At 37.5% G+C, this 26,659-nt stretch carries 17 protein-coding genes; 6 read left to right on the top strand and 11 right to left on the bottom strand.

Annotated elements, in window-relative coordinates:
• The first annotated feature begins 516 nt into the window (after positions 1–516).
• Together H6G57_RS18920 and H6G57_RS18915 are read left to right on the top strand one after the other, a co-directional pair.
• The gene (locus H6G57_RS18920; RefSeq protein WP_190521305.1) at positions 517–3,357 is read left to right on the top strand and encodes a Calx-beta domain-containing protein; all 2,841 of its coding nucleotides are present in this window, start codon (positions 517–519) and stop codon (positions 3,355–3,357) included.
• Between the two features lie 348 nt (positions 3,358–3,705).
• Positions 3,706–3,897 (top strand): hypothetical protein, encoded by a 192-nt coding sequence (locus H6G57_RS18915; RefSeq protein ID WP_190521303.1) that lies wholly within the window; start codon positions 3,706–3,708, stop codon positions 3,895–3,897.
• A 59-nt stretch (positions 3,898–3,956) separates the two neighbouring features.
• Here the strand turns inward: H6G57_RS18915 and H6G57_RS18910 are convergent, their stop codons facing one another.
• From H6G57_RS18910 to H6G57_RS18900, 3 genes are all read right to left on the bottom strand, one after another.
• Positions 3,957–5,168 carry a DUF4336 domain-containing protein gene (locus H6G57_RS18910; protein ID WP_190521301.1) on the bottom strand — a complete coding sequence of 404 codons (1,212 nt, stop codon included), beginning with the start codon at positions 5,166–5,168 and terminating at the stop codon, positions 3,957–3,959.
• Positions 5,169–5,243: 75 nt separating this feature from the next.
• Entirely contained in the window at positions 5,244–5,969 is a 726-nt protein-coding gene (locus tag H6G57_RS18905) for an HAD family hydrolase (protein ID WP_190521299.1), read from the bottom strand.
• A gap of 87 nt (positions 5,970–6,056) precedes the next feature.
• A complete protein-coding gene (locus tag H6G57_RS18900; protein ID WP_190521297.1) occupies positions 6,057–7,277 on the bottom strand; it encodes an NAD(P)/FAD-dependent oxidoreductase in 1,221 nt (406 codons plus the stop codon).
• 181 nt (positions 7,278–7,458) lie between these two features.
• Between H6G57_RS18900 and psaK the strand changes: the two genes are divergently transcribed.
• Entirely contained in the window at positions 7,459–7,719 is a 261-nt protein-coding gene (gene psaK / locus H6G57_RS18895) for a photosystem I reaction center subunit PsaK (protein ID WP_190521295.1), read from the top strand.
• Positions 7,720–7,907: 188 nt separating this feature from the next.
• Here psaK and H6G57_RS18890 read toward each other — a convergent pair whose 3' ends face one another.
• Together H6G57_RS18890 and H6G57_RS18885 are read right to left on the bottom strand one after the other, a co-directional pair.
• Positions 7,908–9,500 (bottom strand): NAD(P)/FAD-dependent oxidoreductase, encoded by a 1,593-nt coding sequence (locus H6G57_RS18890; RefSeq protein ID WP_190521293.1) that lies wholly within the window; start codon positions 9,498–9,500, stop codon positions 7,908–7,910.
• 168 nt (positions 9,501–9,668) lie between these two features.
• Complete coding sequence (locus H6G57_RS18885; RefSeq protein ID WP_190521292.1) at positions 9,669–11,027, bottom strand: hypothetical protein; 1,359 nt, start codon at positions 11,025–11,027, stop codon at positions 9,669–9,671.
• Between the two features lie 274 nt (positions 11,028–11,301).
• Between H6G57_RS18885 and H6G57_RS18880 the strand changes: the two genes are divergently transcribed.
• The gene (locus H6G57_RS18880) at positions 11,302–12,645 is read left to right on the top strand and encodes a F390 synthetase-related protein (RefSeq protein ID WP_190521290.1); all 1,344 of its coding nucleotides are present in this window, start codon (positions 11,302–11,304) and stop codon (positions 12,643–12,645) included.
• On the opposite strand, the gene menD is transcribed toward H6G57_RS18880, so the two are convergent.
• Positions 12,642–14,408, bottom strand: a complete 1,767-nt coding sequence (menD, locus tag H6G57_RS18875) for a 2-succinyl-5-enolpyruvyl-6-hydroxy-3-cyclohexene-1-carboxylic-acid synthase (RefSeq protein WP_190521288.1) — start codon at positions 14,406–14,408, stop codon at positions 12,642–12,644. The two genes, H6G57_RS18880 and menD, sit on opposite strands and share 4 nt — an antisense overlap.
• Before the next feature lie 46 nt (positions 14,409–14,454).
• Here menD and dnaE point away from each other — a divergent pair, with 46 nt between their 5' ends.
• The gene (dnaE, locus tag H6G57_RS18870) at positions 14,455–18,741 is read left to right on the top strand and encodes a DNA polymerase III subunit alpha (protein WP_190521285.1); all 4,287 of its coding nucleotides are present in this window, start codon (positions 14,455–14,457) and stop codon (positions 18,739–18,741) included.
• On the opposite strand, the gene H6G57_RS18865 is transcribed toward dnaE, so the two are convergent.
• On the bottom strand, positions 18,738–21,155 hold the full coding sequence (locus H6G57_RS18865; RefSeq protein WP_190521283.1) for an ATP-dependent helicase: 2,418 nt from the start codon (positions 21,153–21,155) through the stop codon (positions 18,738–18,740). The genes dnaE and H6G57_RS18865 overlap by 4 nt on opposite strands.
• A gap of 151 nt (positions 21,156–21,306) precedes the next feature.
• Here H6G57_RS18865 and H6G57_RS18860 point away from each other — a divergent pair, with 151 nt between their 5' ends.
• Positions 21,307–22,188 carry a DUF4349 domain-containing protein gene (locus H6G57_RS18860; protein ID WP_190521281.1) on the top strand — a complete coding sequence of 294 codons (882 nt, stop codon included), beginning with the start codon at positions 21,307–21,309 and terminating at the stop codon, positions 22,186–22,188.
• 101 nt (positions 22,189–22,289) lie between these two features.
• Here H6G57_RS18860 and H6G57_RS18855 read toward each other — a convergent pair whose 3' ends face one another.
• From H6G57_RS18855 to H6G57_RS18840, 4 genes are all read right to left on the bottom strand, one after another.
• On the bottom strand, positions 22,290–23,384 hold the full coding sequence (locus H6G57_RS18855) for a RuBisCO accumulation factor 1 (RefSeq protein ID WP_190521279.1): 1,095 nt from the start codon (positions 23,382–23,384) through the stop codon (positions 22,290–22,292).
• A 145-nt stretch (positions 23,385–23,529) separates the two neighbouring features.
• Positions 23,530–24,867, bottom strand: a complete 1,338-nt coding sequence (locus tag H6G57_RS18850) for a hypothetical protein (RefSeq protein ID WP_190521277.1) — start codon at positions 24,865–24,867, stop codon at positions 23,530–23,532.
• A gap of 182 nt (positions 24,868–25,049) precedes the next feature.
• A complete protein-coding gene (locus H6G57_RS18845; protein ID WP_190521276.1) occupies positions 25,050–25,829 on the bottom strand; it encodes a photosystem II S4 domain protein in 780 nt (259 codons plus the stop codon).
• Between the two features lie 158 nt (positions 25,830–25,987).
• Positions 25,988–26,506, bottom strand: coding sequence for a hypothetical protein (locus H6G57_RS18840; protein WP_190521274.1), 519 nt, complete (start codon positions 26,504–26,506; stop codon positions 25,988–25,990).
• Between the last annotated feature and the right edge of the window lie 153 nt (positions 26,507–26,659).

Genomic DNA, 26,659 nt, shown 5'->3' with positions numbered 1-26,659 from the left:
ATGATTTAAAAATAGTATAATTTATTTTATCATAAATTTGATAAATTTTCAAGTCATTATACTATTTTAAATAGGAGCGATCGCAAATACAATAATATTAAAACAATTAATTGGTAGATGTTGGGGTGTAGCGAGGGAGGACGCTGACACTGCTTTAAGTCATAAAATCCTAACTGCTATAGCAATCCTAAATACGTTGTGGCAAAATCCCGTACATAAAAATTTTGGGAAAATCAAAAATTTGACCCCGCAGCACAAAAATTAAACTCAGTCAAACGGAACTGTACTGACTTTAAATGACTTGAAAAATAAGGGTTGTAGACTTTTAATCATAATTCTCAAGTTTATATTTCACAGAATAACTCCGTATTATTACCGAAAGATGGGATTTTTTAGTTTTTTTAAACACGAAAAGTCTGTAAAGTTTCCGTATAATCTACAATTGACAGGCTTATGAATTGTAGAGTTTAATTGAATTTAGCTGAGATCAGCTATCAAAAATATTATTTAAGTGATATGCTTTTAGAATTTGGTTCAGAACAAAATAACCTGTTGGTTGATTCCTCTCTAAAATTGACTTCTAGCCCCGCAACATCTCCTTTCGGAGCCAGTCAATCTCCCTTGATTGATACTGCAATCCAACAGTTAGAACTGAAATTACAGCAGTTGGCCATTGATTCTGAGTTAACGGATAAGATGGATCAAGCTTTTGGGAACAATTGGGACATTCAGAAAGCCCAAAGTTTAACCCAAGATTGGCTGACAGGGGAATTTAAAGGGATTCCTGATATTAAAATTGTTTCTCAAGCCGACATTGATGGGGCAAATGGAGCTTTTGCCGATGCTATAGATACTATTTACCTCTCACGAGAGTTTTTAGCCCAGAATACGGCTAACCCTGAAGCGGTGGTTGATATCCTATTAGAAGAAACGGGACATTTTATTGATTCAGTTGTCAATTCTACGGATACTGCTGGAGATGAGGGAGAACGCTTTGCAACAGTTGTTCAAGGCAAAACCTTAACTCCTACTGAACTAGCAGCAATTCAGACAGAAGATGATACAGCTACTGTTGTTATAGACGGTCAAACCCTTGTTATTGAACAAGCTGCGAATACTGTTAGTTTAACGACCCCAGATGCGAGTGCGGCTGAAATTCTCTCAGGACAAACGGCTAATCCCGGTCGTTTTACCGTTACTCGTACAGGTAGCACCACTAACGCCTTAACTGTTAATTATACCGTTGCAGGTACAGCCACAAAAGGAACAGATTATAGCAATCTTACAGGTAGTGTTACTATTCCCATTGGTGCAACGACTGCTAATATTCCGATTACTGTCATTGATGATACTGTCTTTGAAGGTTCAGAGACATCTGTGGTGACTTTATCGACATCCACAGCCTACGATTTGGGAACAGCTAAAACGGGTACAGTTACAATTGCAGATAATGATAAACCAACTGTTAGTTTAACCACCCCAGATGCCAGTGCTGCGGAAATTCTCTCAGGACAAACCGCTAACCCCGGTCGTTTTACCGTTAGTCGTACAGGTAGCACCACTAACGCCTTAACTGTTAATTATACCGTTGCAGGTACAGCCACAAAAGGAACAGATTATAGCAATCTTACAGGTAGTGTTACTATTCCCATTGGTGCAACAACTGCTAATATTCCGATTACTGTCATTGATGATACTGCCTTTGAAGGTTCAGAGACAGCTATTGTGAATTTATCGACATCCACAGCTTACGATTTAGCAACAGCTAAAACGGGTACAGTTACGATTGCAGATAATGATAAAACTGGGAAGACCAATACAGATGTAGATGGGGATGGACGAGATGATGCAATTGTATCTATCGACTCTGGCATTGTAGTGAGGCGTTCAGATGGTACAAAATTTTTACCTAATGAACTATGGACAGACATTGGCTATTGGGGAACTAAAGGAACCGGGTTTGCCGATGTAACCGGAGATGGTAAAGCTGATGCGATTGCCTCTAATGACAATGGGGTTTTTATCAGACGTTCAGATGGTAGCAAGTTTTTACCTAATGAACTATGGACAGATGTTGGTTATTGGGGAACTAAAGGTACTTGGTTTGCTGATGTAACCGGAGATGGTAAAGCTGATGCGATTGCAGCTAATGACAATGGGGTTTTTATCAGACGTTCAGATGGTAGCAAGTTTTTACCTAATGAACTATGGACAGACATTGGCTATTGGGGAACTAAAGGCACTTGGTTTGCTGATGTAACCGGAGATGGTAAAGCTGATGCGATTGCCTCTAATGACAATGGGGTTTTTATCAGACGTTCAGATGGTAGCAAGTTTTTACCTAATGAACTATGGACAGATGTTGGTTATTGGGGAACTAAAGGCACTTGGTTTGCTGATGTAACCGGAGATGGTAAAGCTGATGCGATTGCAGCTAATGACAATGGGGTTTATATCAGACGTTCTAATGGCACAGGATTCTTACCCAATGAAAAATGGACAGATATTGGTTATTGGGGAACCAAAGGCACTTGGTTTGCTGATGTAACCGGAGATGGTAAAGCTGATGCGATTGCCTCTAATGACAATGGGGTTTTTATCAGACGTTCAGATGGTAGCAAGTTTTTATCTAATGAAAAATGGACAGATATTGGTTATTGGGGGACGAAAGGCACTTGGATTGGTGACGTAGCTTTAAGTAGTGGGAATCCTCATCTGGGTTACTACAGCGAGCTTTCTTCATTCAGTGGAACTCAATGGGATCAACAAAGTGGTGATAATACTCAATTTGAACAATATCCTTATGGTGGCGGAGGCGATCAACGATGGAAAACAGATGATCGAATCGAGCAAGTTTACACTGATCTTTCCACAGCAATTTTTGGCTCGCGATTACCCATGAATGCTGGTTATGCTTATGATTCTGGTTATTATTCCGCCTATGGATCTCACTCGGGTATCGATATTAATGGTAGCATAAATACACCTGTTGGGGCAGCAGTTCGGGGAACAGTTGTTTCAGTAGAATACTATACAGGTAATGGATCATGGATTGCTATTGATGAGATTGACAGTAGTAATAATAAAACTGGTCGTCGGTGGTGGTATGGTCATCTTAGCAGTGCAGTCAATGTGAGTAAAGGAAATACAGTCATTCCCGGACAAAAACTAGGAACAACAAATAACTTGAATCATTTGCATTTATCAGTTATAAATACTTATAGTCAGGTCACTAATTGGAATGAGATTGCTAATGCAAAGACAGGAAACTATGATCAAGATGTTCAAACTGTTCTGAACCGAACTATGGGGCCTATACAAGGATATTGGAAGTCCAAGAATGGAATTAAAGAGTAACTTAAAACCATTTTGGGCTATAACGAAATCTAGCTGATATGGCTTTCTCTGCCATATAATTTTAAGAATAGCCTATCAATTCCTTTGGAGACCTAGTTTATTAAGGTGAAAACCCCGTAAGGATACAAGAATACTGTGTCCCTACAATAATGAAATAAAAAGATGTGATCGCCTTTCTTCTATTAATCGTTGAAAAAGGGCGATCGCTTTATAGCGGATTTTTGAATCTCAGCCTATGGGGAGTCGTGCTAACCTAGAACTACTGGAAAGAACAATGACAGAAGCTGAGGCTAATGCTGAAGCTATGCAAGCTAGTATTCAAGAAGTTAAAATAAATTGGAACTTACTATGATGAATCAACCTAAAATTCCTAATGCTGAAGTCAGATTGCATTCTGCTACTAAAATGCGAGATTTATGCAAACGTATTGATACAAATCTTTTGGATTTAGATGAACTAATCTCACAGTTAGAAATGGATATTCGCAAAAGTTCTTTAACCGCTTATCGTTTAGGAAAGTCACAGAAAACTATTAAATAATCAGGACTATTAGTAAAAATACATCACCTAGGTTTGACCCTTTAGCTTTACTCACAACTTTAAACTTTAGGCTTAGATGGTGGTGTAATCTTAAATTTATTTAAAATATCATCAATTTCTAATAATAATTCAAAATCTTCTTGCGGTAATAAATCGTTATTATTATGTTGTTCTAAAAAACTAAACGCTTGCCGAAATTGCTTTGGTGTTGCCAGAATAGGAGAATCAAAATGACAAGGAATAATCCGGTTAAAATCCCATTCAGAGACTTGATTTGCCCAAATTAATGTTTCTTCGGGAGCGCGATTTAAAATTAAAGTTTGTAAAATGGGAGCGACAAATAACCGTCCATTTCCTCTTAATGCGTCAAAAGATTGTTGCCAATTCGGTTTCCATTTAAACGGATAAATCCCAAAATAAGCTTTTTTAGAACGGTCGGGTGCTTGCCAAGATTCTCGAAACGCATCCCCCAATTCTACCGTATCTAATACACTCGGACGAAAATAAAAAGAAAATAACGAGATTCTTTGCCATCCTCGGCGACGGGTGGTTTCATTATTTTCTACTTTATGAAAAGTATCATCTTTTGCATGAAAGAGTAACGGATAGGGATCAAGTTGTACAATCGCGGGAGGAGTGTCAGGGATGGAAACAATGGTATCAGTTACTAATAAGGTATGGGAACGCTTATGGAAAAAAGCTACTTCTGCAAATCGTCCAACTCCTAATGCTAACGGCCCTAAAATTCGATAGTCAAATTCATCAGCAAAGGGGGTTTTTTGACTTTCTAAAGGTAGAATATGAGTCCGTTTTAACGGCAAACCTAACCAACTGAGAGGTAAATTAATCGGAAAACTCCATTGTCCGGGGGCGACAAAAACTTGAGCTTGGGGAAATTTTCGAGCAAAGGGGCCAACAAAAACCTTATGTTCAATTCCTGAAATTGTGGGCAGAATAATATATTTTACATCCCCATGTTCTACAATTAATTCTCTCATTAAACAGAGGCATTCTGCGGTAGGAGCAACGGGAGCATAAACCAACAAACCCCCGGTTTCGAGTTTCACCACCGTCATCCGAATGGGAACCACGACATACAGAATTCCCTGTACCTGCTCAAATGTCCATATCGTATTCGGAACAACTTCCGTGCGGAGGGTGCGCCGTTGACCGTAGGGATAAATGGGGACAACGGGCCAAAAGGGCCATAAAAACTCCCGAAACGAAAGATTTTGAACAGGTTCTTCCTGGGTTTTCCGATGATATTCCACTGTTTCCTAACTCCTAACTCCTGTAGAGACGCGCCGTGACTCGTAAAGATAGACGCGCCATGGCTCGTCTCTACTTTAGGATATCGGAATTTGTTCTAAACTTTCATATTCATCTAAAATCCCGTTTGGAGGTTCCTCTCGATGCACTAAAATTCCGCGTATTCCTAGAGCTTTTGCACCTTGATAATCGGCTTTTAAACTATCACCAATATGCCAAGCTTCTTCCGGTGAACATTGATGTTTATTTAAAGCAATTTGGAAGATTTCAGAACTTGGTTTTGCGGCTCCTACTTCTGTCGAAATGGTCACGGATTTAAAAAAATCAGCTAAATTTAAGGCTTCTAAAACCGGATATAATCGGGAATCAAAGTTGGATAATACCCCTAATTCTATTCCTTGTTCTTGCCAATATTTTAATTGAGGGGGAACATCCGAATAAACAAACCAAGGTTTTTCCGTTTCAAAATAACGGTATAAGGCTTGAAAAAAAGCGGAAAAGTCTGTAAAATTATGATAGACTCCAACAATTTTAAAGGTTTGTTCAGCGATCGCTTTCCACCACTCAAATTCTAGTTGTGGAATTTCATTAGGTTCTACCCCTGGGAAAGCCATACTCGGAGAAGCTAAAAAACATTGAAAAAATACTTGATCTAAAATTTCGGCTTCAGCTTTTACCCCAAATTGATCAGCAATGATTCGGTACGCTTCCCCCACACTATGGCGCACTCCGAATAATGTACCAACTGCATCTAAAAAAATAACACGGGGTTTTTCGGGTGCAGAATTTTCCAGGTTAATCATGGTCAACGTTCTAATTATTTAACAGTTAAATCAAAAACCGGGTTTCTACAAAACAGATTTTAACAGAAAAACCCGGCTTCTCAATTTCTATTCCCTTGTGCCTATTTTTTGATCCATTGAGATTAATAAATCCTGCAAAGGTCGCGTGATCCAATTAACTGCAACTCGAATCTGATGATCTAAGGTGGGGAAGCGATATAAATAAATTAATCGGCGGGCTAAATGGGCAAATTGACCTTCTAATTGAATCCCTAAACCTGTTAAGGTGGCGTTATCTGTTCCTAATGTCATCATTTCCCCTAACCCGGTATAACGGAAGGGTAATAAAGGTCTTCCTGTTAATAATGCCCAAAGATTCCACCCGGTATAATCTGCTTGTTGAAAAGCGGCTTGGGCTGTTGTTGGAATTGCTTGACCGTCCGCATCTTTACAATCTGCTAAATCGCCTAATGCAAAAATTTCAGGATGATCAATCACTTGTAAAGTTGAAGTTGTAACAATTTGACCCCGTTGGTTTTCTTTTAAAGGAAGTTCTCGGACGACAGGAGAAACTTTTGTTCCCACTGTCCACAATACAATATCAACCGGAATCTCATCAATTTGACCTCGATATTCTAGGGAAATTCTATCTGCTTCAATGGCGGCTACAGTGGTTTCTAAATCAATCCAAACTTGCCGTTCTGATAAAGCATTTCTAGCCGCTTCTCGATTAAATTCGGGGGAGGTTTTTAAGATTTCCTCTGATTGTTCAATAATTCTAATCCTAGCTTTTGTTCCTAAGCGATCAGCCAATTTACAAGCTAATTCTACGCCACTATAACCCCCGCCAACAATTGCCACCCGAATTTTATCTTGATTTGAGGTTTCTAGCCGTCGCAACTGTTCTTCTAAACGATAAGCATCCGCAATAGTTCGGAAAGGAATCGCATAATCTTTGACACCCGCCACTAAATCTAAAGGCGTTTCACTTCCCATTGCTAAAACTAAATAATCATAAGGAATACAGGTGTTATTTTCCAGTTTAACTTGTTTATTGTCAATGTCAATTTTGCTAACAACTCCCTGACAAAACCGCACATTTGTATCTTTTAATAAATCTTCAAACGCTGGAGAAATTTCCCAAGCTTGGAGTTCATCCGTTAGCAGTTCATACAGCAGAGGTAAAAATAAGAAATGGTCATTCTGATCTACCAGAACAATTTCCGGTTCTTGCGATTTTTCCCAAGGAAGTTGACTCAAACGTAAGGCGGTGTAGAGTCCACCAAAGCCTCCACCAAGGATACAGATGCGGGTTTGCTGTTCAGTCATATTAAAATCTATGGTTTCTCGGAGTCGGGCCGTTTCTTTAAACTAGGATAGCAATTTTAATCAGAAATTGTTAAGTATTGCTACAAGGACGCAAATGAATTCCCGTTGTTTGGTAAAACATCTTAGCTATAACGATTAATTTCCATTGGCTACAGTTTAAAAAACTTTAGGAGATAATTCCATGATGCTTTTAGCCGCCGCTACTAACACTCCCGTTACTCACGCTTGGAGTCCCACCATCGCCATTGTGATGATTTTGTGCAATATTGTAGCGATCGCCATTGGTAAATTCTCCATCCAGCACCCCAATTCTGGCCCTCAATTACCCTCATCGAATATGTTCGGTGGGTTTGGCTTACCTGCGGTTTTAGCAACCACAAGTTTTGGTCATATTTTAGGGGCGGGTGTGATTTTAGGATTATCCAGTTTGGGAGTCATTTAACCCCTTTTAAACGTAGGGTGCGTAAGCAAAGCGCACGCACCTTAAACTTGATTAAATAACTGTTCCCTGTTCCCTGTTCCCTGTTCTCTTGCGCGTAGCACTATAACAATATTGATTTGATTCAATAACAATATTGATGGTGCGTGCGCTGATCGCTTACGCACCCTACAATAATTGATTGGGTGTGTTTAATCATAATCCTGTCCTGAACCATATTGCCAAGCTTCTAACCAACGATCATAATAGTATTGAGAAGAAGGTGGTAATTTTTGGAACGCAGGTTTTAGGGTTTTTGCAAACGGATATAAACCTGTATAAATCCCTAAATTCCAGTAGTGAATTGTCCAATCGATTAAACTAATTAATCCCACTTGTGGAATAATTTTAAAAATTAAACCGGGATGATTAATCGCTGTTTTTGATAAGGTTTGAGTTAAGGCTAAAAACTGTACCACATCTTGCAAAAACGGTTTTAAAATGGGTTCTCCTAATTGTTCCATTTCTTGAAATACTGTTGCTAATAACTGATTAATTTGTTCCGGGTTAATGGTTTGTTGAACCCCCACACTCATCGACCGTTGAAATAGCCAAGTTACGGATAAACTGGGTTGATAAGGTTGTAATAAAGATAAAGCATTTTGGCTTAATTGATCGGTTGTTAACGCTTGATCAATACCATTGGTTAACCGTTTTAAATGACGCACCATCGCCCCAAAGCCTCCAAAACTTAAGGGAGATTGATTCCCGCTACTATCTCCAATGGCAAAAACACGATTCCAAGGCATTTTTAAGGGGCTATTTTTATAACAAGGAAAAAACCCAAATAACGCCCGTTTAAAGGTTAATTGATGCAGTTCAATTTGTTGATAATCAGGTAAGAGTTTAAAATAATCTTCAAATAAATATTCTAAACTAAACCGTTGAGGATCAGCATCTAAATAGGTAAATAAATAAGTTGTTCTTCCATCTCTGGCGGGAAAGGCTTCCCAGAAATATTGACATTGATTTTCTAAAGGAGTAAAAGAGGCAAAAATATCCCCCGTTTCATTATTAGAATAACCCGTTGCACAGGTTCCTACTACTAAACACACTGCATCAGGTTTTTGTCCTTGTCTGGCTTGTCGAACTAAAGGGGAAAAATGCCCCATTGCATCAATTAATAAACGGGTTTTTAGAATAATTAACCTCTCCCCTAACCCCTCTCCTGCAAGGCGAGGGGAATGGATTTGGGTTACATTTACCTCCACTCCATCAGGATGAATAATAGCTGATTCATAAGCCGTATTTTCTAATAAAATCCCACCTAATTCTAAAAACCGATTTTTGAGGGTTTCTAATAAATAAACGGGATCAACCCCTATATTAAGAACATCTTTCACCCAAATTTCAATATTATTCGGGAAACTTAAACGGGCTGGGTTATATTCCGTTGCGATCGCAGTTTTTAATTCTACCTCAGATAATAAATTTAAGTCAATCAAAACCTCTAATTCCTTGCGAGAAATATTCCATTCTTGTTCCCGTCCTCGCAGTTTACCTCGTTCTAATACCGCAACTCGCCACCCTTTCATCACTAAGGTTGTACCGATTAAAATTCCCAGTGTCCCCCCACAAATAACAACATCATAATCCACCGTTTCCAACCGTTGAGATTCCTGTTTAACGGTATTAGGAAGAGGAAGACTATTATTTTTTAACCCCGTCCATAGTTCATCTGCTTTTCGTAAACCGTTGAAAGGGTTTCCAGGGATTTGAGATAAAATTTCTTCGGTGAGAGACATAGGAGCAGTACAAGTTAATGATGATCATATCATAGAATAAATAATAATTAAAAATCAAACCCGAATCATTTCCATCTTATATTCTCCTATTAAATACCACAAATCCAGTAGGGTGCGTAAGCATAGCGCACGCACCATCAATATTGTTGATTAATATAACTAATATAACTATTTAGCACGACTAGCAGCCAAACGCGCATAATCCAGATTTTTTTGATACTGAATAACTCGTTGTTGTGCTTTGCCATAATTAACATCAGAAGCCGAAACCGCTTTCATATTTTCAATTGCTTTTTCCCATTGACTTGCGACAAATTCCCATTCATCTTTTGATTTAGAAGTTTGTGTTAATAACGCTGCGCTATTCGCTTCATTTAACCCTTGTTGAAAATAAGGTTCTGGTGGTTTTAAAGATGAAGTTAGAGGTTGGGGATTAGACTCTACAAGACTTTGATGTTGTTGAATTTGTTCTTGAGTAATTCCATCACGGTTCAAATAAGCCTCAGTTTGGGTTGGGCTATTTTTATTAACAATCTTTTCAGTTTTTCCCCCTTCAGGAAGATAAGAAGCAACCCAAGAACGTACCATTTTAATATTTTCTATATTTTTAGAATACAGAGGAATGGATACCGCCGCAATTAAACCAATACATCCCATTAAAATCATATTTTTTTGAAGTCGGGGATTTTGGCGAATCAGATATTCAATTTGATAGAGATACAAAATACAAACAATCTGTAATAATCCTGCTGATTCTACCCATTGCTGATGATCTCCAAAACGACACGCTTGAACTTGAAAGTTGTCTATAATGTAAGAATAGCAATTCTCAATTGGATAAAAGGGAATTAAAACGCCTAAAACAATGAGTATAGATAAAAAGAAGACGATTAAAGCATAAATTCCTTCCCATAAACTTCTATAATGGGGTGTCCAAGGGGAAAAATACCGCAATGATCGATTAAAAATCCAGTGGTGCGCGTAGGAATAAATGACTCCAGAGATTAAAAATGCGATTCCCAATGCTTGTAAAAACGGTCGAGGATCAATTTCAATATCTGAAGTTAATTCCCCTATCAATGCTCCCCAAAATAGGGTAATTTTAGCAACAGAGATAATCCAAACGATTAGGAGAATGGTTCTCAACCAAGAATTGGGATAGGGAAACCAAGCTGGCCATTTTAACCACTGAAAAAAAGTGAAGGTGGATTTTTTTTGATGGGGTTTAGTTTTTTGCTCTAAACTAATACAGTCAGTCCAAATCGGTTCCTCTAGTGCTAGTTCTTTACCTTTAATAACAACCGATTTAATATAAGGACAGTTTAATTTTTTCATGATCCTCTCAACAACTACAACAGATTCTTGTTGTCGAGGAACAGGGGTAGACTCTAAGCTAATTTCAAGATAATCTTGCTTAAGTTCTGCAAAAGCAATAATTTCTTGTTCTGTCATTAAATAAGTGATTAATCTAGCAATTTCTTGCGGATTACCTTGTTTGGCTAGGTCAAATGATGGTTGATTCGTCATAATTTGTGTTTGAGGTAGATGGAAAGCAGCAGATAAAGAAAATAATGTGGAGAATGGAAGCGGGTAGAAATGTTGATCAAGGGTTCAGCAGAAGTGCTCGCTCAAAGTCCCCAATATCAGAATAGAGGATAAAATCATAAAAATAAACCGTAAATTTACTGAATTTTATCTGTAATATGTAGGGTGCGTAAGCAACGCGCACGCACCATCAACATTATTTAATACAACAGAGTTCAAGGTGCGTAAAACGCACCCTACGAGGTATATTATTAAAATGAAACACACATTAACCATTCTTCAACATTATTTACAAACAAAATATTTTAGACAATTCAACAGCCGAGAACAGTTATTAACTTGGCAAAATCAACAGGTTCAGAAGTTTTTCAATAAGGTTTTGCCAAAATCTCCCTTTTATCAACAGTATTATCAAGGTTTAGAAATTTCTGATTGGCAAAATTTTCCGATGATTGATAAAGCAAAAATGATGGAAAATTTTGATCAACTCAATACCGTTGAAATTTCAGCCTCAGAAGCCTTTGAAATAGCCTTAAAAGCTGAACAAACACGAGATTTTAACTCTAATTTAGGTGGCTATACTGTTGGGTTATCAACGGGAACCAGTGGAAATCGAGGATTATTTTTAGTTAGTTCTCAAGAACAATGGATTTGGGCGGGAACAATTTTAGCCAAATTATTACCCAATTTTATTTTATATCCTGAGAAAATTGCATTTTTTCTAAGGGCAAATAGTCGATTATATGAAACGGTAAAAAGTCGGCGTTTACAATTCAAATTCTTTGATTTATTAGACCTAATTACCAACCATATTCAACGCTTAAATCATTATCAACCCACAATTTTAGTTGCACCTGCTTCTTTATTACGATTATTAGCTACATCTCAAAAACAAGGCTGTTTAAAAATATCACCGAAAAAAATAGTTTCTGTTGCAGAAGTTCTAGATCCTTTAGATGCAGATTATATTAGCAGTGTTTTTAATCAAATGATTCATCAAGTTTATCAATGTACAGAAGGATTTTTAGGTTATACCTGTAACTATGGAACTTTACATCTGAATGAGGATATTGTTGCTATTCAGAAAGACTATTTAGATGATCATCAATCTCGATTTATGCCGATTATAACCGATTTTAGACGCACAACGCAACCGATTATTCGTTATCGTCTCAATGATATTTTAGTTGAACGAAAAACGCCTTGTCAATGTGGGTCAGTATTTATGGCAATTGAACAAATTGAAGGACGACAGGATGATATTTTTTATCTTCATCATAAGTTTACTAATGAATGGGTAACAATTTTTCCTGATTTTATTCGCAGGGCAATTGTTATGGTTTCTACAAATATTGAAGATTATCAAGTGATGCAGTTAAGTTTAAATCGCATAGAAGTTGCTTTGAAAGTTAGAAATCGAGAAAAAGATGTGATTCAAGAAGAGGTTAGGAAATCGTTAAGATCGCTTTTTGAACGTCTGCACTGTGAGATCCCTGAAATTGTATTTCTTGATGAATTTCCTACTATTCCAATGGGGCAAAAACGCCGAAGAGTTTGGCAACTTCAGAAACCGGGTTTCTTCGAGAAACCCGGTTTCTAAAAGTTTAATTCATCTGCAAACTGCTGTAAATATTTTTGCCTCCATTTTGCATCAATTTTGCGATTAGTTTGAATTTCTAAAATCCTAATTCCACTATCAGGAAGGGGATTTAATCGTTGTTTCAACTGTTCCCAGGATAGGATTTTTTCATATTCAATTTTATAGGTTGCAGCTAATTGATCAAAATTAATATTTTGAGGGGTTGCAAAATAATCTTCAAAGGGGGGATTAAATTGAGAAATCGGTAACATTTCAAAAATACCACCGCCATTATTATTAATTAAAATAATCGTTAAATGTCCGATGAATTGATTTCTAAGTAAAAATCCATTGGTATCATGAAGTAAAGCTAAATCACCTGTTAATAAAATACTACTTTGCTGATGATGATGGGCTATTCCTAATGCTGTGGATAAAGTTCCATCAATTCCATTAGCACCGCGATTAAAAAAGGGTTGAATATTTAACAAATTAGGACTCCAAAAAAATTCTACATCCCTTACTGGCATACTATTAGCAATAAAAATGGGGGTGTTTTGAGGTAGAATTTGAGGCAATAACCAAGCAACTTTAGGTTCTATTAATAAATTAATAGCTTCAAATTCTTGATTAATAACTGTTTTTAGTTTAGCTTCTAACTCACACCATAGATGACAATAGAATTGAGATCCAGTCAAATTTAAGGTATCTGTATCTTCTTGGTGATGAATTTCTTCTGATAGCTGTTCTATCGGTATCCTCAAATGAGTTGTTTTTCCATGTAACCCATCTAAATTTTGATAGCTAGGGTCAAGGATAAAATAGTCTGGTTGTTTTTGTTCTAGCCAGTTTCTCAGGGTTTTACTGGTGGGTAAATCTCCAATTTGAATTACCACTTGAGGTGCAAGTTTTTCGGCTAAGGTTGGATTTCTCAGGATTAAATCATAGGTTGAAATTAAATAGGGATTCAGGTTAGAATAATTTCTAATGGGGGATAATCCCTCGGCTAAAACGGGATAATTTAAGTGTTGAGAAAGATGGGCGATCGCTTGACAATAACCCTCTGCATTTTGCGGTTGAGCTACACCAGCAATAATAATCCCTTGAGAATAATTATACCATTGTTTTAAATAATTAGATAGATTAAAGCTATAAAACAGGGAAGATTTTAATGGAGTAATTGGATCAAAAAAATCATTAGGAAAGATAGCTTTTAAATCTTCTGTTTCTGATTGATAAATGGGATGTAACGGGTCACGAAAAGGGATATTCAGATGAACAACACCCGGAATGGGAAATTGCGATCGCTCCCAAGCATAAATTAAGGTTTGGCGTAAATAACGTAATAATTTTAAATCTAAACTGGGAACCGTTAATTCTGTTTGCCAATTCGGATAAGTGCCGTATAATTTTACTTGATCAATGGTTTGTCCTGCATGACAATCTCTTAATTCTGGGGGTCGATCTGCTGTTAAAATTAATAAGGGAACTCGACTTTCTTTTGCTTCTATAATAGCAGGATAAAAATTGGCTCCTGCGGTTCCTGACGTACAAACTAAAGCCGTCGGAATTCCGCTTTTTTTAGCAATTCCCAAAGCAAAAAATGAGGCAGACCGTTCATCTAAAATCGGAATCGTTTCTATGCTAGAATGTTGAGCAAAAGCAATCGTTAAAGGAGTGGAACGGGAACCGGGACAAACGATAGCAGTTTTTAATCCTAATTGAGCGAGTGTTTCTACAAATACAGAAGCCCAAACTGTGTTAATATTACGGAAGTCAATCATTTTATCTCAATTATTTTTAAGTTTAATTTAATCAAGGAACTCAACCATGTCTTTTGTAGGATTACATATTCATAGTGATTATAGTTTACTCGATGGTGCATCTCAATTACCTCAATTAATTGATCGAGCATTAGAGTTAGAAATGCCTGCGATCGCTGTCACCGATCATGGTGTCATGTATGGGGCAATTGAGTTAATTAAAACCTGTCGAAATAAGAATATTAAACCCATTATTGGCAATGAGATGTATGTGGTTAATGGAGATGTTGCTATTCAAGATTCTCGACGGAAAAAATATCATCAAGTCGTCTTAGCAAAAAATACCCAAGGGTATAAAAATTTAGTTAAATTAACGACCATTTCACACCTGCAAGGATTTCAAGGAAAAGGCATTTTTGCACGTCCCTGTATTAATAAAGAGCTATTAGAACAATATCATGAAGGGTTAATTGTTACCAGTGCTTGTTTAGGCGGAGAAATTCCCCAGGCAATTTTACAAGGACGGTATGATGTGGCGCGAAAAGTTGCCCAATGGTATAAAGATGTATTTGGAGAGGATTTTTATTTAGAAATTCAAGATCATGGTTCTCCTGAAGATCGGATGGTTAATGTTGAGATTGTTAATATTAGTCGAGAATTAAATATTAAAATTGTCGCTACCAATGATTCCCATTTTATCTCTTGTAATGATGTGGAAGCTCATGATGCGTTACTTTGTATTAATACCCAAAAATTAATTAATGAAGAAAAACGAATGCGCTACAGCGGCACAGAATATTTAAAATCTGCTGAAGAAATGGCGCAACTCTTTCGGGATCATTTATCCGATGACATTATTGAAGAAGCCATTAATAATACCGTAGAAGTTGCTAATAAAGTTGAACCCTATAAGGGTATTTTAGGAGAACCTCGTATCCCTGACTATCCTATTCCAAGTGATCATACGGCGGATACTTACTTAGAAGAAGTGACTTGGAAAGGGTTATTAGAACGGATGAATGCTAAAACTCGAAGCGAGATTAAACCTATCTATAAAGAGCGCTTAGAATATGAACTTAAAATGATGCAACAGATGGGGTTTTCCACCTACTTTTTAGTCGTTTGGGATTATATTAAATTTGCCAGAGATAACAATATTCCTGTTGGGCCAGGACGAGGTTCTGCGGCGGGATCATTAGTGGCTTATGCCTTAAGAATTACCAATATTGATCCAGTGCATCATGGTTTATTATTTGAACGATTTTTAAACCCTGAACGAAAATCTATGCCAGATATTGATACGGATTTTTGTATTGAACGGCGAGACGAAATGATTAAATATGTGACTGATAAATATGGCGAAGATAAGGTAGCCCAAATTATTACCTTTAACCGGATGACCTCTAAAGCGGTGTTAAAAGATGTCGCCAGGGTATTAGGAATTTCTTATAAAAAATCCGATCAAATGGCAAAATTAATTCCGGTTTCACGGGGAAAACCGACCCGTTTAAAAGTTATGATTTCCGATCAAAGTCCCGCGCCGGAATTCAAAGAAGCTTATGATCATGAAGATGTTGCCATTCATAATGATGCAGGGGATGAAGTCGGAACGATTAAAGTTAAACAATGGTTAGATATGGCAATTCGCATCGAAGGAACAAACAAAACCTTCGGAGTTCATGCGGCGGGTGTGGTGATTTCTAAACAACCTTTAGACGAAATTGTTCCCCTCCAACGTAATAATGATGGGGCGGTGATTACTCAATATTATATGGAGGATTTAGAGGCGGTTGGATTGTTAAAAATGGACTTTTTGGGGTTAAAGAATTTAACCATGATTCAAAAAGCGGTTGATTATATTGAAGAAAAATATCATCATAAAATTGATCCTGAAAAACTACCTTCTGATGTAGAAAGGAGAGCGCAAGACGCTTATAAAACCCATAAAAAGTTACCCGAAGATGTATTGAAAACTTATAAATTATTAGAAAAAGGGGATTTAGATGGAATTTTTCAGCTAGAATCTTCTGGGATGATGGATATTGTTAAAAAACTCAAACCATCCTGTTTAGATGATATTTCTTCTATTTTAGCCTTATATCGTCCGGGGCCGTTAGATGCAGGTTTAATTCCCCAATTTATTGATCGTAAACATGGACGGGATGAAATTCGCTATGATCACCCGATGTTAGAACCGATTTTAAAAGAAACCTATGGAATTTTATGCTTTCAAGAACAAATTATGAAATTAGCTCAAGATTTAGCGGGCTATTCTTTAGGTCAAGCGGATATTCTTCGCCGATGTTTGAGTGGATCTACGGAAATTTTAGATGCTGCTACCGGAAACTTAGTTTCCTTAAAAGAAATTGCACAATCTCCTGAATATTGGTTAGGTAGAAAAGTCTTTTCTCTCAATCTTAATACTCAAAAAATTACGCAACAACCCATCACGGAAATTCATCCAAATGGAGTTCAGGATATTTGGCAAATTACCACGAAAACAAATCACCAAATTAAAGCCACTGACGATCATCTTTTCTATACAGTCTTAGGATGGCAACCCTTAAAAGCCTTTAAAATTGGCGATCGCGTGGGTTTAGCAAAAACTCTCCCGATTACAAATCAAAGTAAAATATCAGATGCTCAAATCAAGTTGGTCGCGTATTTAATTGGAGACGGTCATTTATCCACAAAGAGTCCAGTCCAGAAAACACCCTCTCGTAGTCTATCTCGTCATCGTGTGGAAAATTTTGCGATAGCCTTTCAAAATGACCAATTAAAAGCGATCGCAGAATCGGATGTTTTTTGGGATGAAATTGTTGAAATTAAGTATATAGGCAAAGAAGAAGTGTTTGATTTAAGTATTCCCGAAACTCATAATTTTATTGCTAATAATTTTATTGCCCACAATTGTATGGGTAAAAAGAAAGCAGAAGAAATGCAGAAGCAAAGGGAACTCTTTATTGACGGTGCAACCAAAAATGGAGTCCAGCAAAAATTGGCAGAAAAGTTATTTGAGCAAATGGTTCAATTCGCCGAATATTGCTTCAATAAATCCCATTCAATGGCCTATGCCTATGTTACCTATGAAACCGCTTATTTAAAAGCTAATTACCCTGTTGAATATATGGCGGCTTTATTAAGTGCCAATAGTGGAGATACGGATAAAATTCAAAAGTATATTGAATCTTGCCAAAAATCTTTAGGGATTAAAGTAATTGCGCCGGATATTAATCTTTCGGGTATGGATTTTACTCCCTCCGATAATAGTATTATTTTTGGACTATCTGCGATTAAAAATGTGGGAGAAGGTGCTATAGAACATTTATTAGCAGAGCGTCGAGAAGGGGGAGAATTTAAAAGTTATCCTGATTTATGCGATCGCATTAATTTACAAGTTGTCAATAGCCGTGCGTTAGAATCTTTAATTAAATGTGGTGCTTTAGATAAATTGAACCCCAACCGTCGCCAAGCTATTGATCATTTAGATAAATTAATTTCTTGGGCGCAAAGTAAAGCTAAAGATCGGGCTGTTGGTCAACAAAGTATCTTTGATCTTTTAGGGGGAGGAACGAATACAATTAATACCCATGAAGATGCACCAAAACCTGCAAAAATTGAAGATTTTACGGTTCAAGAAAAACTACAATTTGAGAAAGAATTACTGGGATTTTATGTTTCTGAACATCCGTTAAAATCCATCTTAGAATCTATTATTGTAGAGGAACGAGTCACCTTACAAGAATTAACGGGTAAAAAATCAAAAGTTAAAGTCGTTGTTGTGATTACCTCGATTAAACTGCATACCACTAAAAAAGGCGATCGCATGGCATTTTTACAAATTGAAGATTTAACCGGACAAATGGAGGCGATTGTTTTTCCTAGAACTTATCAAGAAATAAAGACCTTTCCCGGTGAAAATGATGTGGTTTTAATTACAGGAAAAATTGATAAACAGGAAGATAAAACTCAGTTGATTATTGATGAATTACAATTCGCCAATACTCTCCCTCGTCGTGAAAAACTCCCAACTCCTTTATTAGAAGATTTGGAAGTAGAGGAATCAAAAATTATGGTACTTTTACATTTAAAACTTGAGGAAATTTATGATTTAACCCGCTTACAAAAACTTCATGCACTTCTCAAAGAACAATCATCCGGTAATCAACAACAAGCTAATATTCCCATTGTGGCTACAGTGAAAGGAGAATTTCAACATAATTATAAAGGGGTTTGTTTAGGTCGTGACTTCTGGATACAGAATGCTGAAGCAACTCTAAATTCCTTAAAATCTGCGGGGTTTGATGCTGAAATTAAACCGAAAATAGAACCAACTCTTTCTTCTATTTTTTAATATTTCTCTAAAAAATGTTGAGGAAATTGTTGTTTTAAAGCAATAAAAACCGGACAGGGTTTTTGTTCTTGCTGATTTTCGGGTTTATGCCAAGTGTAGGGAGAAAAACGCGATGCAGACATCCATAAAAAACGTTTAGCTCTGGTCATGGCGACATAGAGTAACCGATATTCTTCGGCAATTTTTAAATCCTTGGCTTGTTCCCATGCAGTCATCACATCAGGAATTAATTCTTGTCCATGAGATGCGGCTCGAATTTGAGCACGAGCGACTTCAGAAAGGGTTAATTCTCCTAAAAATTTCGTTTGCGGTAAAACTCGTAAATTCCCCGGAATTGTAGACTCTTGTAAAAAGGGAAGAAACACATAATCCCAATCTAATCCTTTGGCTTTGTGCATGGTAATTAAAGTTAATTGACCGTCACGGGTGTAGGGACTTTCTTTAGAAGTTTCTTCATCAATATCAACGGGTTCAAATCGTTCTGAACTGACAATATCATTCAAAACTTCTAAAATAGTCCCCATAGAATGGCTACCAAAAGTTTTTTGACCAATGCGTTCAGCTAATTTATCGGCCGTTGCTAATTCCGTTCGTTCATAGCGCAGGGATAACGCTAAAAAAGAGATTAATTGATAGGGAGGTAGTTCTAAACGCGCTTGCAATAATTGACAACAAAAATAACGACATTGACGAATTTCTGGAGGCTGTGGCGGATCAAGGGGGCCAGGATAAAGAAATTCTTCGGGATGAATTGCTATTTTATTATAATCTAAATTCGGAATTAAATTGCGATCACCTAAGACTTTTAACGCTAATTTTAAATAATCCGGTGAATGGGGACGATCTAAAAATTGCAATAAGGCTAACATTTCTTCAGGAATTTTAGAATTTCGTGCCTGTTGAGACGCATCATAAATGCGGATTTTAGTTTTAAAATCTTCGGGTATGTTAATATTGTATGATTTGGGGTTATTTAAAAGGTTAGAAATAAACTCTCCTTGTTTATTTTCTCGAATTAAAATAGCAAATTTTCCTTTAGGATCATGATTCAAAATTGTTACAATTCGTTGCACAATCCACTCAACCGTTTGATAAATATCCGCAGGTTCACACAGTTCTAAGCCTCGATCATAAGCGGGTGGATTTGCATTGGGTTGAGGGTCATTCCATCCCACTAACCGAATCATTTGCTCTCGAAAAGGTTGTTCATTTCCCGCTAATTTGGAGCGATTCACCCACGATAACATATAATTAGCCGCATCAATAATAATGCAGCTACTTCTTCCGGCTTGATCCATTGTCGCTAATTTTTTTAACTGTTCACATTCATTACAAAAATTCCTAAAATAAATGGGATCAGCCGGAGTAAAAGTAGAGTTAATTGCTTGATTAGGATCACCGACTCTAACTAAATTTAAAGTCTCTAAATCATCACTAATTGACTCAGAAGACCGAGCTAAAATTCTTAAGAGTTTACTTTGCAGAGGCGTAGAATCTTGAGCTTCGTCTTCAAATACAGCAAATACTCGATTTTGCCAAAATTGACGAATTGCTTGATTTTCTAGAACTCGCAAGGCAGCTAAAATCATTTCATCATAATCAATTAAATTCTGCGATCGCAATAAAGTTTGATAATTTTCATATAATCCCCCAGCAATTTTTAAAATCTCATAATCATCAGGAATTCGTTCTGAAATTTCTTTTAAATCTTGCGGTTGCAGTCCTGAACTTTTGGCTTCTTGAATCACTTTCCAAGCTAAATTCGGTAAAACTTCTGTTCGTAAAACCGATTGCCTTCTTAACCTTTCTGTTTCTTCTCCATCAAATTGAACCCCCTCAATTAACCGTTGATAATGACGAGGATTGGCAGTAATCCACTGCTCAACACAGGTGCGAGTAATTCGATTACTAGGAGTGGGTAAAATTAAAGTGACATTCTCTAAATTTAATCCTGATAATTCAGGATGTTTTTGAGCAATATTTAACGCTAAACCATGCAAAGTATGAACAACAAATCCGCCTAAAGGTAATTTAAGGTCTTTAAGTTTTTCAGTAATTTTAGCTCGAATATTGGCAGCGGCTGAACGGGTAAAGGTCACAATCACTAATTGACGATGAGCATGGAGTTGATAATGAGCGATCGCTAAAGCAGCAGCAACCGCCATTCCTGTTGATTTTCCCGCCCCTGGAACCGCAGAAATCGCTAATGGCCCTCCATTCCAATCCGCCATTTGTTGTTGACCTGGACGTAAACTTTGATAAATTTCTTTAATTTTTTCGGCTCGAAACGCGCGAACTTTCTCAATATTTTCTAAGGAATTCGTTATTGTCCCATCAGAAACCGTCAATTCCGTTTCTGGGGTTGATAGAGAATCGAGGGAGGAAACTTGATCCAGGTCAAAATCGTCTGTCATTTTAGGTGCAATATTAAAGGAGTTATTAACAATAAAAGGTTAAATTAGACATATTGTTATAGGGATATCGCTTAAAATTTTATCAGGAAACAGTAAATTTTAAAAGGATATTGCTGTAATATCGGGTTCTTTTTTTGAGGAAGGTAACGCCATGAATACGAATCAAATGGGCTCTCGGACAGCATCAAAGCTAGGATTTTGTCTGGGATTAATGGTATCAATTTTAGCCTTATCAAGTTGCAGTCAGGCGAATAAAGCGACAATGAGTTCTCCCGCCACTGCACCTTTAGCCCCAGCAGATACCCGCGAAATGGCTAATTCTACACCGGAACAAACGACCCCAGAACCTAAAAAACAATCTCAACTGATTAAACGTGCTCAATTGACTTTAGTAGTGGAATCTATTCATCAAACGACAGAATCAATTACTACCATTATCCAGAAACAACAAGGAGATATTTTAAAATTTGAAGCTCAAAAATCGGCTGATAATAGTCAGCGTCAAACCGCTTATTTAGAGTTTAGAGTCCCCCAGCAACGGTTAGAAACAACGTTAAATGCGTTAGCAAAATTAGGAACGGTGGAAAATCAAATGATTACAGCCGAGGATGTTTCTGATCAATTAGTCGATTTTCAAGCTCGACTACGAAATTTACGCAAATCGGAAGACATGATCTTAAAAATTATGGAGCGTTCGGGTTCCGTTGGGGACGTTCTCAAAGCCGCTAATGAATTAAGTACCATTCGAGAATCCATTGAACGCATTGATGCTCAGTTAAGAAATTTACAAAATCAAGTCGCTTATTCCACAATTAATTTAACCCTTGAATCGCCAGTTTCTGCTGCTTCTACTCCTGATAATTTGGGATTAAGAATACAAGAAACTTGGGGAAGCGCGACCCATACAATGGGAGAATTTACTTGGTTATTAGTAGGATTAACTTTATGGTTATTAGCCTTTAGTCCTTATTTATTCCTCCTAGGAGGCGCAGTTTATGGTTATCGTTGGTATCGTCAGAATAAAATAAAATAAAGTTAAAATCCTAAACCGTTTATAAGATTTGGGGGTAAATAGCGAGCGAGGACGCTCGCACAACTTAAGAACTTGGTTTCTTCATAAAACTCAACCCTTAATTATTCATCCGTTTGCCAAACATCATGAATTTGATCCTCATCTAATACTTTTTTGGGACGAACTACCAAAATCAATTTTCCGAGTAATAGGGTTGACGGGTTTTCATCAAACCATTGTAATTCTAAATGATCGGAGCCTTCTACTAAGAAATAAGCATCAGTATCCCATTGCCGTTGAGCGCGATCTACAATTATTAAAACAGATTCCGATTTATTCGGTAGGGGATGGGGTAAATTAGCGCTATTTCCTAAAATGGCAACGGGATCTTCTGCTTTCATCACCACTTGCCACCCTGGAACAGCCACCCAAGCGGCATTTCCTGACGATTTAACTATACGAAATTTACCGATTTCTTCCATTAAAGGAACAGTATTAAAGTCTGATAATGAAATCGGAAATTCACCCGCAACTGGAATTAAACGAGGGATATCTTCTTCTGTTTCTAAACGATAAATCGGTAAACGAGGAGCAGAGCGTTTTGTCGTCACTGAAAAATCGGTTAACAGTTGTTCAATTTTTTCTCTAGCTGTTGGGGAATGAGCATATTTTAACCCTTTTGCAATTAACCGTGAGCGCTGTTGTAAATCATGATGTTGTCGGGCGGCTTTCCAAGCGTAATAAGCTAAAATATCCCCAGGATGATGAGAAAAACCGTCTGGAGCAGTCGAAAATCGAGAAAATTCTTTGATTGCTTTCGCTAATTCTTTCGCTTCATCGGCATCTAATTGACGCTGATTTGCAAATTCTGAAGCCCTGACTCGTTCCCCTTGGTTCAGAATCCGAAATTCATATAAAATATCACTTCCTTTGCGTTGAAAATAAGATTGAATTTCAAGTGCTAAATTGCCTTTGACTAAAGAGCTAAAAACCTGTGCCGCCACAATCACTTGATTTTGTTGAATGGGTTCAAACCCGGTTTCCTCAAAAATTTGTTGGGGATTGTAACCGGATTTTTGTAACTGAGCACAAGCTTCACCCCACTCGACCCAATTTCCTTGTTTACGACGTAATAACTGTATTAAATTTGCTGTGTCCGCCGAAGAATCTGGTGTCCCGGAGAGAGAATCAGAAGGATTCTGTGGTGTTTGAGCCATAATTATAGAGGTTAATTTTCTGGAAAACCGTCTGAAAATATCAACTTTTTGTCTGAATTTTTAATGTATCATAAAAGATGGAGAATTATAAACCTGATTTCTTCAAAATTAATAGAGTGGTACAGAAATCAGCAAAATTGTCAAATCAATTTAGAGATAACTTATCCCAGGTATGTTGGGCTGAACGTAATAAATTCTGAGATTCTTGACTGACTGTTGTTCCTGCTGGAACTTGTTCTAAAGTATTAATAATATCGGTTAATTGACTCATTAAAGCACCAATATCAGGGTCTTTAGAACGAGCTAATTTTTGCCATTGAGCAATAGCAGATTTTGCTTGTTTAACTAACTCAACAGCATCTTTTTCAGTTTGTAATCGAGTTTGAGATATTCCTAAATTTGTTGTATATTCTGCTAATTTTTTCTGAGCTTCTGAATAGCTGGGGTTTTCCGTCGGAACTTGTTCTAACCGACGAATTGCCTCCTCCCATAATTTAATCACTTGTTGCCATTCTTGAGCAGTGTGAGGCGGATTTTGAGAAGCTTTTGCAGCTTGACTGGCAAATTGCATCGCCGCATCAATTAACGTATTTCCTTTAATACTTCCCGCCACAAATCCAAGTTGTTGTTGAAAATCCCGTTGCGCTGTTGCTAACTGTTTTTGCGCTAATTTTCCGGCTAAGGTTTCGGGAGGAATTTTCTCTAATTGATCAATCGCGGTTTGCCAAACTTTAATGGTTTGTTGTTGTTCATTTCCTGGGGGAAGTTTTTGGAATTTTTGCTGTGCTTCTTGAATGGATTGTTCGGCTTTTGTATATTCCTGATAGGCATTTTTTTGTTGAAAAATTTTAGATTCCATCCGTCCTATATTCTTGCGAGCACTTTCATATTCATCGAAGGTAAATCGCCACATACAACCCATAAACGAACAATACGCTTGAGGATAATAGCCTAAAAACCAAACTGGTAATTGATCCAGATGCTTTTGAGATTGTTTAACTTTTTCAACCCCTAATTCAATATCTGTAATGGCTGTTGCTTGATTAATTAATTGATCGGATTGTTCAACTAATGACACCGCTTGTCGATAGTTATAATCCATATTAATATAGCTCGGAAGTAATAAAATAGGAAAGGTTTTAGCCACCGGAAAACGAATCATGGGATAAGGTAAATTAGCTAGAGCAACTAATCCGGCAAATCCGCCTAAAACAGCCATTCCTAAAACAATTTTAGAAAAAACTCCAGGGGGGCGATTCACTTTGGCTGCTTTTTTTAAAACGGGTTCACTAAAGTTCGGAAATTGATCAGAAACTAAATCTTTTAATTCATCTAAAGTCAGGGGTTCTCCTGATTGTAATCGCATTTTTTCTAATCGTTTTAAAACAATTTTCGCTCCCACGTCTCCCACTAAGTCCTTTTGAGCGCACTGTTTAACTTCTTGTTGTAAAATTTCAAAAGCTTGATCATAAAGTCGTCTCATAACTCATATCCTCCTAATTTTTTTATAGCAGCCACCCAAACACGGTTATAACAAAAATAAATGAGCCAATCCAGATTCTTTCTATTCCCTATTCGTAATTCGTAATTCGTAATTCGTAATTCGTAATTCGTAATTCGTAATTCGTAATTCGTAATTCGTAATTCCCTGTTCCCTCTTAAATTTTATTGATACCGAGTTAATTCCACTCGATATCGTTGTTTTTTGGTAATCACAATATCCTTAACCTCTAAACGTCCTTTTCCCCGAATTGCTATTAAATCACCGGATTTCACTTGATAACTGGCTTGGGTGATTTCCTTCCAATTCACCCGCACATCTCCCCCATCAATTAAACTGACCATTTTGCTGCGTGACATTCCAAATCCAGCAGAAGCAACTGCATCTAAACGCATCGAAGCTTCTACCGTTGTTAACTCTTTCTTCTTAGGTTCCTTAACCTTTAATTCACTCGGATCAATGCGCTGAGTCTTGACCGGAACAGAACGTACTTGAGTCAGATTTAATTCCAAAAAATCCGCTAATTCTGGGGTAACAATTGTTTGAGCACCTCGTTCTCCTAAAACAATAATATCCCCCGTTTTATCGCGGACAATTCCCGTTCCTAACATCGAACCTAAAAAATCTCGATGGGTGGCAGGATCAAAGAGAAAATTGCCCGAAATTTCTAACACCACAACGCTCACCAGGGAAGAATCCAAAGGCAGATCAGATCGAGCAATTCCTAAACGTTTTCGTTCCGCTTGGGGATAACCTCCCCAGGCAACCATCTGCACTTCTGTTAATCGACTAAAAACCTTTTCTGATTCCGCCAATTCAGGAGGAGACAGAAAATCCGTTAAGGTAATTTCCCACGTTTTAAGCGCTTGTTCTGCCAAATCGAGAACCCGTGCGAGACTTTCTCGATTTTCAATGCCTTTTAGAAGTTCATCTCTTGGTAACATTAGGCGATTTTAAGTGAACGGGAATAGAAAATTTATTGGTATTGATGATAACATTTTTAACAACAATTCAATCCCTTTAGACTCGATAAACTTTTCTCCAGAATCATAAAAATACCTAGAGACAAAAGCAACAAATCCTCGGATAGAATTGCGCCCATTTACACCATTGTATCTCCCACCGTATAAGCTTGCAGATTTTCTGGTTCTAAGGGTCTTAAAACACGAGTGGCTCTCCGCATTAAGGTTTCTGAACCCGTGACCACCACTAAATATTTTCCAGCATTGAGGCGGTTACGATAGGGTAACGCATCCCCTCCCCCCACAATTAAACCCACGCCGCCGCCAGCGACTACACTACCCAACCCCCCGGAAATCGCACCGAGAACAGCGCCGACTAAATGATTTCCAACTTGTCCCGCCCAAGCAAAGGTCTCTAATCCCGTAATCAAACTAAAGGTAAATCCTGCCACAAACCCAAAGGGAATTAACCAAGTTGCCATTAATTTTACTTGTTTAATGGCGCTTTCATTGGGATCAATTAAGCCAAATTCATCCGCCGTTTTATAGCCTTTTCCTAAAATCGTGATTTGAGTCGGGGGAATTCCTTCTTTCTCTAATTCCAGATAAGCCGTTTCTGCTTGCACGCGATCGGAGAGGACAGTCACAAGATAGTTCATAGGAGAATATGAAAATACGCCATTAATACTATTGCTAGTCTACACAATCCTTACCCCCTACCCCTCAAACCCTAGCTGGCTCATCTTTGTTCTCTGCCCCACCTAGAGCAAAACCAAATTTTTTCCAAGGATTCGCAGTGGATAGACCCCATT

Source organism: Planktothrix sp. FACHB-1365, from assembly GCF_014697575.1.
Lineage (GTDB): Bacteria > Cyanobacteriota > Cyanobacteriia > Cyanobacteriales > Microcoleaceae > Planktothrix.
The sequence above is the reverse complement of the archived record's forward strand: the minus strand, read 5'-3'. Positions and strand labels throughout refer to the sequence as shown.

Bases quoted from the DNA above. Each gene is read 5' to 3' on its own strand.
- H6G57_RS18920 (WP_190521305.1), top strand. From the start codon at position 517: ATGCTTTTAGAATTTGGTTCAGAACAAAATAACCTGTTGGTTGATTCC.
- H6G57_RS18915 (WP_190521303.1), top strand. From the start codon at position 3,706: ATGATGAATCAACCTAAAATTCCTAATGCTGAAGTCAGATTGCATTCT.
- H6G57_RS18905 (WP_190521299.1), bottom strand. From the start codon at position 5,969: ATGATTAACCTGGAAAATTCTGCACCCGAAAAACCCCGTGTTATTTTT.
- H6G57_RS18900 (WP_190521297.1), bottom strand. From the start codon at position 7,277: ATGACTGAACAGCAAACCCGCATCTGTATCCTTGGTGGAGGCTTTGGT.
- psaK (WP_190521295.1), top strand. From the start codon at position 7,459: ATGATGCTTTTAGCCGCCGCTACTAACACTCCCGTTACTCACGCTTGG.
- H6G57_RS18890 (WP_190521293.1), bottom strand. From the start codon at position 9,500: ATGTCTCTCACCGAAGAAATTTTATCTCAAATCCCTGGAAACCCTTTC.
- H6G57_RS18885 (WP_190521292.1), bottom strand. From the start codon at position 11,027: ATGACGAATCAACCATCATTTGACCTAGCCAAACAAGGTAATCCGCAA.
- H6G57_RS18880 (WP_190521290.1), top strand. From the start codon at position 11,302: ATGAAACACACATTAACCATTCTTCAACATTATTTACAAACAAAATAT.
- menD (WP_190521288.1), bottom strand. From the start codon at position 14,408: ATGATTGACTTCCGTAATATTAACACAGTTTGGGCTTCTGTATTTGTA.
- dnaE (WP_190521285.1), top strand. From the start codon at position 14,455: ATGTCTTTTGTAGGATTACATATTCATAGTGATTATAGTTTACTCGAT.
- H6G57_RS18865 (WP_190521283.1), bottom strand. From the start codon at position 21,155: ATGACAGACGATTTTGACCTGGATCAAGTTTCCTCCCTCGATTCTCTA.
- H6G57_RS18860 (WP_190521281.1), top strand. From the start codon at position 21,307: ATGAATACGAATCAAATGGGCTCTCGGACAGCATCAAAGCTAGGATTT.
- H6G57_RS18855 (WP_190521279.1), bottom strand. From the start codon at position 23,384: ATGGCTCAAACACCACAGAATCCTTCTGATTCTCTCTCCGGGACACCA.
- H6G57_RS18850 (WP_190521277.1), bottom strand. From the start codon at position 24,867: ATGAGACGACTTTATGATCAAGCTTTTGAAATTTTACAACAAGAAGTT.
- H6G57_RS18845 (WP_190521276.1), bottom strand. From the start codon at position 25,829: ATGTTACCAAGAGATGAACTTCTAAAAGGCATTGAAAATCGAGAAAGT.
- H6G57_RS18840 (WP_190521274.1), bottom strand. From the start codon at position 26,506: ATGAACTATCTTGTGACTGTCCTCTCCGATCGCGTGCAAGCAGAAACG.